General features: G+C 45.9%; 10 protein-coding genes. 7 read left to right on the forward strand and 3 right to left on the reverse strand.

The window, feature by feature from the left end:
• The first annotated feature begins 35 nt into the window (after positions 1-35).
• From VN379_RS05270 to VN379_RS05300, 7 genes are all read left to right on the forward strand, one after another.
• A complete protein-coding gene (locus VN379_RS05270; RefSeq protein ID WP_325531534.1) occupies positions 36-2,042 on the forward strand; it encodes a methyl-accepting chemotaxis protein in 2,007 nt (668 codons plus the stop codon).
• Positions 2,043-2,144: 102 nt separating this feature from the next.
• A complete protein-coding gene (gene cheB / locus VN379_RS05275; protein ID WP_325531536.1) occupies positions 2,145-3,275 on the forward strand; it encodes a chemotaxis-specific protein-glutamate methyltransferase CheB in 1,131 nt (376 codons plus the stop codon).
• An 8-nt stretch (positions 3,276-3,283) separates the two neighbouring features.
• A complete protein-coding gene (locus VN379_RS05280) occupies positions 3,284-4,129 on the forward strand; it encodes a protein-glutamate O-methyltransferase CheR (RefSeq protein ID WP_325531559.1) in 846 nt (281 codons plus the stop codon).
• Positions 4,126-4,503 carry a response regulator gene (locus VN379_RS05285; protein WP_325531538.1) on the forward strand — a complete coding sequence of 126 codons (378 nt, stop codon included), beginning with the start codon at positions 4,126-4,128 and terminating at the stop codon, positions 4,501-4,503. Before VN379_RS05280 ends, VN379_RS05285 begins: the two co-directional genes overlap by 4 nt.
• 2 nt (positions 4,504-4,505) lie before the next feature.
• On the forward strand, positions 4,506-4,979 hold the full coding sequence (locus tag VN379_RS05290; RefSeq protein WP_325531540.1) for a chemotaxis protein CheX: 474 nt from the start codon (positions 4,506-4,508) through the stop codon (positions 4,977-4,979).
• A gap of 234 nt (positions 4,980-5,213) precedes the next feature.
• Entirely contained in the window at positions 5,214-7,565 is a 2,352-nt protein-coding gene (locus VN379_RS05295; RefSeq protein ID WP_325531542.1) for a hypothetical protein, read from the forward strand.
• Positions 7,566-7,579: 14 nt separating this feature from the next.
• Positions 7,580-8,353: an amino acid ABC transporter ATP-binding protein gene (locus VN379_RS05300; protein WP_325531544.1), complete on the forward strand. Its 774-nt coding sequence runs from the start codon at positions 7,580-7,582 to the stop codon at positions 8,351-8,353.
• Between the two features lie 46 nt (positions 8,354-8,399).
• On the opposite strand, the gene VN379_RS05305 is transcribed toward VN379_RS05300, so the two are convergent.
• From VN379_RS05305 to VN379_RS05315, 3 genes are all read right to left on the reverse strand, one after another.
• Positions 8,400-8,996 (reverse strand): TetR/AcrR family transcriptional regulator, encoded by a 597-nt coding sequence (locus VN379_RS05305; RefSeq protein ID WP_325531546.1) that lies wholly within the window; start codon positions 8,994-8,996, stop codon positions 8,400-8,402.
• Between the two features lie 169 nt (positions 8,997-9,165).
• A complete protein-coding gene (locus VN379_RS05310; RefSeq protein ID WP_325531548.1) occupies positions 9,166-9,942 on the reverse strand; it encodes an ABC transporter ATP-binding protein in 777 nt (258 codons plus the stop codon).
• Between the two features lie 37 nt (positions 9,943-9,979).
• Complete coding sequence (locus VN379_RS05315; protein ID WP_325531550.1) at positions 9,980-11,707, reverse strand: ABC transporter ATP-binding protein; 1,728 nt, start codon at positions 11,705-11,707, stop codon at positions 9,980-9,982.
• Between the last annotated feature and the right edge of the window lie 116 nt (positions 11,708-11,823).

An 11,823-nucleotide genomic window follows, 5' to 3' on the forward strand; every position in this document is an offset into this window, starting at 1 on the left:
AAGTATTTTCCCTTTAGTGAAAGGAGCGAGTATCCGTGAAGTGGTTTCGTAACTGTAAAATCGGCGTTAAGCTTATGATTGCTTTTTTTGTACTAGTGCTAATTACCGGCATAACAGGGGTTGTTGGGGTCAGGCAGATACAGCAAACAGAGAAGCTTGATACAGAACTTTATGAGATAAATACAGTTGCTGTCGGTGATATCGGTAAAGCTGGGGTGGAGTTTCAGCGCATAAGGGTAACCCTTGGTCAGCTAATTCTTGCTGAGACTAAGGAACAGCGCCAGCAATACGCAAAAAATGTGGTGGATTTAAATGTGGAGTTAGAACAAGATCTGGACAAATTCGGCAAGAATATTCGTTCGGAGGAGATTCGCCGCGAATTTTACCAGTTGAAAGCAGTCAAAGCGAAATGGGATGTTGAGCGCGAGGAGCTTGTGAGGCTGGTTTTATCCGGAGCGGGTGAGCAAGCTAAGGCATTGCATGTGGGAGCCGGCAATGTCTCATCATTGGAGAATAACGGGCGAATCGACAGATTAACAGAGCTTATAACGCTGGATGCCAAGCGAAAAGCAGATACTAACGCCGATCTGGCGCAAAGCGCCGCTAAAGAAATGCTTGTCTTGTTGCTTGTGAGCATATTGCTTGCTACACCATTGGCCTGGTTTATTACGCGTCAAATTACCCAACCGGTGCAGCGTCTTCGAGCGCTAATGACAGAAGTTGAGAAAGGGGACCTGACTGTTCAGGGGCAGGTTTGTTCTAAAGATGAGATCGGCCAGCTTGTAAACTCATTTAATCAATTGATTGGTACTATACGAACGATTAATATTGAGATACAGGATACAACGATAGTGTTAAATAACTCTTCAGCCAGCTTGCTGGCAATCTCAGAGGTTGTTGCAACTAATAGTGAAGAGACGAGTGCTATTACTGCGGCCGCCAGTTATGCCATCGGGGATGTTGCTGCCGGTGTTAGGAATACTGCCGAGGCCATTGGGGAAACCAGCAGTAATATCTATACTATTTCTGCAGCAACAGAGGAAATATCAACGACCATACAGAGTTTAGCGTCAGCCTCGGAGCAGGCGTCGGTAGGTCTTTCACAGGTGAATGGCCTGATGGAACAAATCTCCGGCGGTATTCACGTTGTGTCGCATTCGGCTAAAGATGTGTCCGGTTCAGTAGCTGATGTGGCAGCAGCGATCAAGGAAATCAATATTTCCCTTAATGAAATCAGCAGAAACTGCGAACGTTCGATTCACGTAGCTGAGGATGCGCAGGTCAGGGCGAGAGAGACTGCTGTGATTATCTCCAATCTGAACGGATTATCCAAACAAATTGGCAAGGTTGTAAATCTTATTAATGATATAGCCGATCAGACCAATATGCTGGCCCTGAATGCAGCCATTGAAGCGGCAGGGGCAGGGGAGGCCGGCAGGGGTTTTGCTGTTGTTGCAAACGAGGTGAAAGAATTAGCAAGAAAGACCGCAGGCGCGACAGACGACATCTCAATGCAGATTGAAACAATGCAGTCAGAAATGGCTAATGGTGTCCAGGCTATGGAGCGGATTACTCAGGTAATCAGCGAAATTAACCAAAAGAGCGGTAATATAGCGGCGGCAGTAACAGAACAGTCGGCCGTAGTGGGGGAAATCTCCACTGCTGTCATTAAGGCTTCAGAAAAAGTAAACTTAATAACCGGTGAAATAGAGGATATTGCAGATAAGTCCCAGTCTATCGCCCGCAGTACTACGGAAGCCTATGAGGGAGTTTCCACGATTGCGCGGTCAGTACATGAACTTGCCTTAACTGCCGGTGATGTGGCCAAGAACACAGACCGGGCATCTGGGAGAATCAGTGAAGTTGCCAGGACTTCGCAGACTATTGCCGAAAAGGTAGCAGAAATCTCAAATAGTATTGGCGAGATCAGCAAAGCCTCCAATGACACGGCCGCGAAAGGCACCGAGGCAAGCCAGTCGGCAGATGATCTCGTAGAGGTTGCTGTAAAGCTGGAAGGCTTATCAAAACAGTTTAAGATATAATTGCTTATGTACGCAAGTGAGGTATATATATTTCGCATCAACATACCACCTGCCTGCAAAACTTTAACGCGTTGTATATAGCCTTTGATTGGTGGTAAGTGTATGGAACATAAATTAAGTGTGTTAGTGGTTAATGACCGTGCTGTTTATCGGAAGCTGTTGTCGGAAGCGGTAGATAGTACCGGTATAGCAATGACCAAAGAAACCGCAGCAAATGGGGCAATAGCCTTAGAACGTCTCAAACAGGATAGTTTTGACATTATTCTCCTGGATGTATTTACCTTAGGGCTAGGAGGCTTACAAACATTAGCTGAACTCAGAGGTCTATTTCCGGACACCAGTGTTATCATGCTCACTGGTAAAGATGACGAAAGTGCTGTTAATACATTGAATGCACTGCAACTAGGGGCACTGGACTTTGTGATTAAACCTGATACTGCTAGCCCGGGCCCAGGCAGTGATGCTCTACGCAAGCGCTTACAGTCTCTTTTTATGGAGTGCAAACTGGACAGGCTTAGCAAACGTAAGCCGCCTGGTTCGCTAGAGCAGGCAGCTGCAGCTAAATCTAAGCAGCCACAATTGACAACTGTTCAACAAAGCGAGCAAAAGGGTAAGCCGTTAAATTCTTTTAAGGGTCCTGTGGGATTAATTGTTATTGCTTCTTCTACCGGCGGACCTGCAGCCCTTGAACAAGTACTGAGCAGTCTCCCCTCGTCTTTGAGCATACCGGTATTGGTTGTTCAGCATATGCCGAAAGGGTTTACCCAGATTATGGCGCAAACACTGAATAAAAAGTGCTTATTGCCTGTAGCTGAGGCGGTAGATGGCCAGTCCCTGGCAGGCGGGGGAGTTTTTATTGCCCCAGGGGGAGAAAACATGTCAGTGCAGGCAGGAGCTGATAGGAAAGTTCAGTTTAAACTAGATAAGGCTCCTTCTGCGCACGGCGTCCGTCCTTCCGCAGATGTGCTATTCAAGTCGGTTGCTCAAGGTTTCAAAGCGGTGGGTGTGTTAGCAATAATACTAACAGGTATGGGCTGTGATGGACGGGATGGTGTCCGGGCTATGAAAGAAGAATGCAACTGTTATTGTATTCTTCAAAGTGAGCGTACTTGTGTGGTATATGGAATGCCGCATTGCGTTGCAGAGGCGGGCTTAGCCGATGAAACGGTTGATCTTACTCACATTTCCGCCCGCATTGTACAGATTGTTTTAGACGGAGGGGGATTACTATAAACTCTAATCTGTCTCCAGCAGAATTCGCTTTATTCCAGGAGTATATAAAGGAACAATGCGGAATCGATTTCAATGAAGACAAATCCTACTTAATCGAAAGCCGGCTTTCAAAATTTTTAATTAAGTTTCAATTGGCCAGCTTTGAAGAGCTATACCGGATGCTTAATAAACAACAAGATGCAGGCTTGGCTGAGAAAATAATTGATGCAATAACTACGAATGAAACGCTTTGGTTCCGGGATAAAACGCCGTGGATAACTTTAGAAGAAGTATTATTACCTGCATATATTAATGAGATTAGGAGCGGCCAGCGCTCCAAGGTGAGAATATGGAGTGCAGCGTGCTCCTCAGGGCAGGAACCCTATTCGATAGCAATGTGTATTGATCGCTATCTTAAGCGTTCCCGGGTGCAGGACGTTACCTTAGCCCATTTTGAAATACTCGCCACTGATATATCCTCAACCGTCCTAACACTCGCCCGGATGGGTAAATATGATACAATCTCGATGTCTAGAGGTCTGGACCACGAATACCGGGATACCTACTTCCAGCAAGAGGGTAGGATTTGGAAGCTTGCCGAAGTGGTGAAAGACGCAGTGGCATTTCGGCAGTTTAATCTTCAAAATAGCTTCATTGGATTAGGAAAATTTGACGCAGTATTTTGCCGGTATGTTACAATTTATTTCTCTGAGAAATTCAAAAAAACGGTTTTTTCCAAAATAGCCAACAGTCTAACAGAACAAGGGGTACTCTTCATTGGAAATTCAGAGATATTTTTTGATTACAAAGAAAACTATGAAATGAGTCAGTACAAAAACGGGGCCTTTTTTAGGGTGAGGGGTGACTCTGAATGAAAATTTTATCAGTAGATGATTCAGCAATCATCAGGAAGATCATCTGTAGTGGGGTAGAACTGCTGGATTATGGGTTCATGGAAGCTGAGGATGGTCAGGAGGCTCTTCGTTTACTGGCACAGGAAGATGCTGCTGATATCGGTTTAATCCTTTTGGACTGGAATATGCCAGGTATGGGTGGTTTCGAATTTTTACAGAGGATAAAAAGTGATATTTCGTTAAGAGATATTCCTGTTATGATGGTTACAACCGAAAGTGAGAAGGCCTGTATTATCCAGGCAATACAGGCAGGCGCCATAAATTACCTGGTTAAACCGTTTTCTATTGAGGAATTGATGAAAAAAATATTAGAATGTACCGGGGAAGGGATATAGACATGGAAATAGCCAAGAATGACTTTCTCCAAAACTGCCTCTCCCGGGCCGTTATTGAGGTAATTGGTACAATCGCGGGCGTTGACTTTGTCCGGCATCCGGAAAGTACTCCCAAACAGCATAATAATTCAGGCGGACTGACCGGTGCTATGCTGGTTCACGGCGAAAGAAATGCGCTGCTTTCCATCACTCTGTCTAAGGGCGATGCCGCCGCTATCGTATCTGCTATGACTGGTGTAAATCAGTCAGGGCTGTCAGAGGCCGATTTATACGATGGTGTTGCGGAAATGGCAAATATGGTTGCCGGCAGGGCAAAAGCATTACTGGCGGGAACCGGTTATCACTATGCGATTACGGCTCCTTTTACTATAGTTGGTGAAAAACATTTTATAGTGTATAAGAAGCAGGCAGCGCAGGTCTCTATGAGCTTTACTGCCGGTGAAATGGTAATCCAGTTAGGGTTGGCTTATGTATAACAGACAGAATATAAAAAGCACGATTGAGCGGCTGCGGCTGGTCAACGTGCTTTTTTCTATTTCTGCAATATAAATGCTCAGAATCCTGAAAGTCTGTATGAATGCCTGGATAGCTTGGAATTATATGAAAGTAACGCTTTCTTAGTGCGTTCTAACTGGCTTATCAGCAAGTACTGCTAATTGCCAATAGGATTAAAGACAAGAATTGGAGTCTTAGAAGGGGGTCATATAACCTTGAGACATATTCGAAAAATGTTTGTACGCACCTTCATTGCCAATTCCTTTAACCGTGACCTGGTGGTGCTTGTTATTATCAGTGTAGCTATCGGGTCATTTTTAGGAAGTTTAGTATCAAGGGCTGCTAACTCATATTTTTCAGGAACCATTTCTACCCTTGTTGGCGATTACGGTGAGTTTGATGTTATTATTAATATCCGCGAAGAAATGAAAGCAGAGGGACGGGCTCAAGCCGAAAAGATTCTAGCGCAGGTATATCCAGGTGCTAAATTAAAGGAGGGGCCGACCTTAACCGGCTTAACCAGCTTTTTTGTTGGGCTTCCGGCTGAATATAAGACAAAACAAACCTATGAGGCGCTAGATACTACATTTGGCAGTGTTCCCGGCCGTTCCGGCATTAGTATTATGACTGAACCGCGTGTTACGGTTAAGGGCGTGCCGGAGGGGGCAAGAAACATTATTATTGAGCAGATAATGCAAATAGAAGGGGTGTTATTTGCCTTTCGGGACGGCGGCTCAGTAACAGTAATTGTAGCAACCCTGGATAAATCAGCTTATGTCAATGACGAGGTTGAGAAGCTGCTTAAGCAGTATCAGTTGATAGAGATTGCTTTTCCTGTTGGGAGTGAGCCGGAAAATCCGATTCGGTTGGGTGAACAAATTGCTGAGGGTATCCGGGCCGATAAAGCGATAGGTTTTGCAGAGAGTGTATCTGCCGACACCAAAAATAATGAAATGGTGTACCTGGTGAGTACCATGCTGGAGCTTAAGCGGTTTCTTTCAGCTTATATCACGCAGGTCACTATTACCCCAGCTGCCGGCATTAAATTTACACCCGGCGATGTAATAGCCTTTCAGGGATCGGCCCCGAATGAACCGATAGCCGCTAATGTACCAGAGTCGGGAAATGTTCTGGTCCAAATAACTGAGGTTGGCGGCGATGGCTTGGCTAAAGGCATGATTACGCAGGGCGATGGTGCGCAAATGGCTAATAACCAGGGTTATGTAGTTATAAATAATACAGTAGGTGCTCAGGCCGGTATGGCGTCAATTCATAATCCGCGGCAGCAGTTAGGGAATGCCCTAACTGAAACATCTAAACTTGTTGGGCAAATCCCGGGTTTTGCTGAGGATGCCCAGCAGATGACTACCGTTGCCAGCAGCGCCCTCAACAGCTACGGCAGCAGCCTTGCTGCCATTGAGCAAACCCTGGTAAGTCTGGAGGGGGCCGGGGCAACCATTCAGTCTGCGACTAGCGGTTTGGCTAATATTAACACCAGCGGCATTCAGGCCCAGCTTGATAATTCCTCGCGTGCTCTAGGCGGCCTTGTAGGGACTTTTCAAGTGATTAAGGTGATAAATCCTGATATTGCCACCTCAATTAATGAATTGACAACTACGCAGCAAAACCTGGATAACCTCCGTTCAGGCTTAAGCCAATTAGACAATGTGGCCGCCAATGCCCGTCAGGCGCGTTCGGCGATTGATAATATAGTAGCCAACGGACATAATACTATAGCCACTTTACGTGCCTTTGACGTCGATAACGCCAGGCAGACGTTAAACAGTGCCAGTACCCATCTGGCTCAGGTTCAACAGTTTAATACTCCCTTGATTGCGACGCAATTACAGGTGCTGGGATCAGCTATTCCCAATCTGCGGGATGATGAAATTAGCCGCTCGATACAGCTTCTGGATAAGGTTATTGCCGGACAGGTAAGCCCCAGTCAGCGAATTCAGATCTTAACAAATGGCAATATCAGCCCTGATTTTGTTGCACCTGTTATCTATCGTGAAGTGGGGCATAGTAACCTCTCCTTGTATAAGTCCGAGCTGGGGGTTGTCGAGCCTGATCCCCGGGCTGAAGTTATGACAATTTTGACCCAGGTCAAAGCCATTCTTGCCGGTATGATTGCGCTCATTGCCGCAATCTTATTCTTAGTGCTTGACCATACGGCCATCATGTCGGTCATTCGCCGAAACCGCTCAGTGAATAAAGTGCAGGCTAAAGGGTGGCGCCGGTTTTTTCAAAGGTTAAAAAACACCCTCACTGCGCCTGAGTGTTTGTATGGTATGGCGATTGGCGCCACGCTGCTTACCGCTATGTTTATCCTGGCTGGCGGAGGCATTCCTTATCTGCCCTGGATTGGCGTACCGTTTCTGGGGGCCCTGTTTGGGCTGGTTGTAGCTAATAATACAGAAAAGATAAGTCCGGTTTCTATCGATGAGGTGACTGCGGGAGAAGCACTGGGATTGTCATTTGATGAAGTTATGCGGGAGATTGTTATTCCCAATGGTCGCCCGGGCCTCTTGCAAAAACTTAACCGGCGGAAAATGAAATTTAAATAAGCGGAGAGATGGGCATGCTTGTTATCCAAAATCTCTATAAACAATTTGGTAGCCTGGTGGCTATAAATGATGTTAATCTTACTGTTAATAAAGGGAAGACAGTGGTGCTCATGGGGCCGTCAGGCTGTGGCAAGTCAACCACTATTCGTGCGATTAACCGTCTGGTAGAGCCTGACCGTGGCTCGATCATGCTGAGTGGTGCTAATATCCTGACAATGCAACCTGATGAACTGCGTGATATTCGTAAGCGCATCGGCTTTGTGTTTCAGCATTTTAATCTTATTAGCCGGTTAACCACCGCTGAGAATGTCATGTTAGGTCTGGTTATGAGCGGTATGAATAAAGAATTAGCCAGGGACAAAGCAGTTGAGTCCCTGAGTAAAGTTGGGTTGGAGAATCATCTGGAGCATCGGCCCAATGAATTATCCGGCGGACAGCAACAACGTGTTGGCATTGCCAGGGCTCTGGCTTATGAACCTGAGCTTATGCTCTGGGACGAGCCAACCGCTTCACTGGACCCAATCCTGGTGCGAGAGGTATTGATTGTTATGGAGGAGCTAGCCCGCTATCGAGCCAGTACTATGCTTGTGGTAACCCATGAACTGCCTTTTGCCCTGCGTGTCGCCGATGAAATCGTCCTGATGGATGAAGGGTGCATTGTCGAGGTTGGTGTCCCCTCACAGGTTTTTGTTAATCCTGCTTCAGATATCGGGAAGAAATATAAAGAATTAATTGAATACCAAATGAATACCAGTGCCCAAAGCCTGTCGGGAAATCGCATTGAATAGGTAAAAAAGCACCATGAACAATTTAGTTCATGGTGCTTTTTTACCTTTAAGAGGTTGGTGCTTCTAAATGAATGCTGCCTGCCGGTGCACCAAATAGGGTTTCTATTAGCTTCCCGGCAATCGCCAGCTTATTTTTTATGATTGTTGGGTCTGATTCATGCCCGAATTCTGTGGGCGAAGTGGCTTCCAGCAAGGCAGCTATAATACCGGCAAAGAAAGATAGGGTCTCGTCTATATGGATAACCTGGGTTACCCCTTCCTGATTGCCCTGTTCCAGAATGCTTTTAAACAGCGGGGCGGCAATTACCTGAAGTTGGCGCCAGACTTTGTTGATCAATTCACCCTGTTTTTCTTTATATAAAACGGTAGCAATCAGCCCTGGTTCACCAGAGTAACACAGTTTATAGAAATGACTGATAAGCAATTGTAATTTTTCCAAAACGGTTGCATTTTCAAGATGACAAGACTGAATATGGGTTACCATATTTTTGGCATAACGGGCAAAGATGGCTTCAAGCAGGGCTTCTTTCGAAGGAAAGTAGTAATAAAAAGTACCTTGTGCTACATTAACTCTTTTGACAATATCCTGAACCGTAGTTTTTTCATAACCTGCAGACAGGAATAACTCCAGAGCTGTATCCATTAATTCAGCCTGGCGTACATGGGGATCTTTGGTAATTCTGGCAATCGGAAAACACCTCGCTTGTACTGACTAATGTCAGTTTAAATTGTAAATTAAAACAATTCTGTTGTCAATGAGGCTTGCCATGAAAAACTTGTTTACTTCCCGATGGTTAACGGTAGTATATACCTTAAGCAGAGCAATGACAGGGGTGATAGGAGATTGCCAAATAACCGGTAGCTGAGTTTTTCTGAATCGTGCAGTCGATTTCATACACATCGCGAATCAATTGCGGGGTTATAATTTTGTTTGGCGGTCCGTAAGTAACAATTGCTCCGTCTTTCATGACATACAACTTGTCACAATACATAGCCGCCAGGCTGAGATCATGCAAAGCGGCAAGTACGCCGATGCCAAGTGACTTTACTATAGAAAGCAGTTGTAGCTGATATTTGATGTCCAAATGATTTGTCGGTTCATCCAGCACGAGTATCTGAGGTTGCTGGGTCAGGGCTCTGGCTAAGATTACACGTTGCTTTTCGCCACCGGACAGGGTAGCAAAGCGGCGGTACACATAGTTTTCCATACCGACCTTATGAATGGCAGCCAGGGCAATTTCATAGTCTTCTGCCTTATCTGCTCCCAGAAAACCTTTATGAGGTGAGCGGCCGATAATGACCATTTCTAAGACACTAAGATCAAAGTTTAGATGATTAAACTGACCGACTACCGCCATCTTTTTGGCCGAGTCTGTCAGTTTAACCTTCTTTAGGTCCATGCCGTCAAAAAGAATGGCACCACAGTCGGGTTTAATAACCCGGTAGATAGTGCGCAGCAGTGTCGATTTGCCGCTGCCGTTGGGACCGATAATTCCGATAAACTCACCATTTCTGGCATCAAGTGAAACCCCGCTGATGATGTTTTTATTATCTAAGGTTACACCGATATTTTTTAGTGACAAATCCATTGCTATCCCTCCTGGTTGCGGGCGAAGCCCAATAAAATTAAGATATTTGTGAGGCACACAAGCGGGCGTAAAGTCCGTTGGCTGCCAGTAATTCGTCATGACATCCCTGTTCTACAATCCGGGCATTATCCAAAACAATGATCTTGTCTGCCCGGCGAACTGTTGACAGACGATGGGCGATAACTACCAAAGTACGGTTTCCGGCCAAATGCTGAATTGCCTGTTGAATCCTTGTTTCCGCTTCCAGGTCGACTGAGGCAGTTGCTTCGTCCAGGATGAGGATTGGTGTGTCACGGAGCAACGCCCTGGCAATAGCCAGGCGTTGTTTTTGTCCGCCGGACAAAAGCACGCCACGTTCGCCAATCAGTGTATCGTAGCCTTTAGGAAGCGATATAATAAAATCGTGAATATATGCTTGTTTTGCGGCCCAAACAATCTCATCCCGGGTTGCCGCTTGTTTGCCATAGGCAATATTCTCGGCGATCGAATCGTTAAAGAGGAAAACATCCTGTGGCACAACACTTATCTGATCACGCAGCGAGGCAAGTGAGATATTGCGTAAATCTGTCCCGTCTAAGGTAACCTTACCTGCTTCCGGGTCGTAGAACCGGGTAATCAGCGCCGCCATGGTCGTTTTACCTACGCCTGTCGGGCCAACAAGGGCCACCATATTTCCTGCAGGTATATCAAAGGTAACATTATCTAATACCGGTGAATGCTGATCATAACAAAAGGTTACATTATGAAAGGCAAGATCGCCTGTTGTTGTTGCAAGTTTAACTGCATCCGGCTTATCCTGGATGTCAGGCTCTGCGTCCAGCAGGGCAAATACACGTTTTGCGCCAACTGCAGCCTGCAGAAGGCTGTCGACCGAGGCAACCAGGTTGGCGATCGGGGCATAAAAGAGGCTAAGGTACAGTAAGAAACGTACGATATCGCCAATACTCAGGAGACCGTCCAACGCCATAATACCGCCGAAACCAACAACAATAACCGTTCCTATGGATAAAATACTTTCTACTGTCGGATGATAAAGTCCCCCTAACCAGACGACTCTCATAACGGCATCCCGCCATTGATATGTTTGGTTGCTAAATATCCGGGAAGCACAGGCTTGCCTGCCAAATAGCTGGATTTCTTTTAAACCGGAGAGGTTATCCTGCAATACCGCGTTCATATCTCCTAACCGGGCCTGGTGATCGCTATAGGCAGGATAAATTCTTCTGGTGTAATAGAGACTGAAAACTACCATCAAGGGAACAGGCACAAAGGTTAATAACGCCAGCCAGGGATTAATGAGCAACAGGAGTAGGGCGACCCCGAGGACAATCAGGACACTGCTCAGGATATTGGGAATAGCATGAGCAATGAGCAGTTCGAACTGGGCAGTGTCATTCAGCACCTGACTCATGATCTGGCCTGTTTGTTTATCACTGTAAAAGCGCAGTGACAGCGTTTGCAGATGGTTATATACTTTAACCCGCATTTCCGCAACAATATTCCAGGCGGCGTAATGAGCCCAATAATCACTGGCCAGGCGAAAAACGGCCCTGATCAGATACGTCCCTGACAGCAGATAGGCAAGGTGGCGGACGGTAGAAATATCAGTCTTACTGAAATTGCCTGTCAACAGATCAATAAGCTGGCTAATCAAACTGGGACCGATTAGGTTTATGGCTGTATAGCCGACAATGCCGGCAACTGCACCGGTAAGCTGCCAATAGTATTTTTTTGCTTCATAAAGTAGTCGTATAATATATTCCATAAAATGTCTCTCCCTTTGCGTTTGAGCCTATGACGGCAATTACCTGGTTAATATGTAGTGAGTTTGCGAGATATCCTGGTTTTTAATTTCTTGACTGACAACAGTCAGTAAAAGAT

It is taken from the genome of Sporomusa sp., from assembly GCF_035561255.1.
In the GTDB taxonomy this organism is placed as follows: domain Bacteria; phylum Bacillota; class Negativicutes; order Sporomusales; family Sporomusaceae; genus Sporomusa.

What these genes read in the sequence shown, in the direction of transcription:
- cheB (WP_325531536.1), top strand. Translation starts at nt 2,145, where the DNA reads ATGGAACATAAATTAAGTGTGTTAGTGGTTAATGACCGTGCTGTTTAT.
- VN379_RS05285 (WP_325531538.1), top strand. Translation starts at nt 4,126, where the DNA reads ATGAAAATTTTATCAGTAGATGATTCAGCAATCATCAGGAAGATCATC.
- VN379_RS05290 (WP_325531540.1), top strand. Translation starts at nt 4,506, where the DNA reads ATGGAAATAGCCAAGAATGACTTTCTCCAAAACTGCCTCTCCCGGGCC.
- VN379_RS05300 (WP_325531544.1), top strand. Translation starts at nt 7,580, where the DNA reads ATGCTTGTTATCCAAAATCTCTATAAACAATTTGGTAGCCTGGTGGCT.
- VN379_RS05305 (WP_325531546.1), bottom strand. Translation starts at nt 8,996, where the DNA reads ATGGATACAGCTCTGGAGTTATTCCTGTCTGCAGGTTATGAAAAAACT.
- VN379_RS05310 (WP_325531548.1), bottom strand. Translation starts at nt 9,942, where the DNA reads ATGGATTTGTCACTAAAAAATATCGGTGTAACCTTAGATAATAAAAAC.
- VN379_RS05315 (WP_325531550.1), bottom strand. Translation starts at nt 11,707, where the DNA reads ATGGAATATATTATACGACTACTTTATGAAGCAAAAAAATACTATTGG.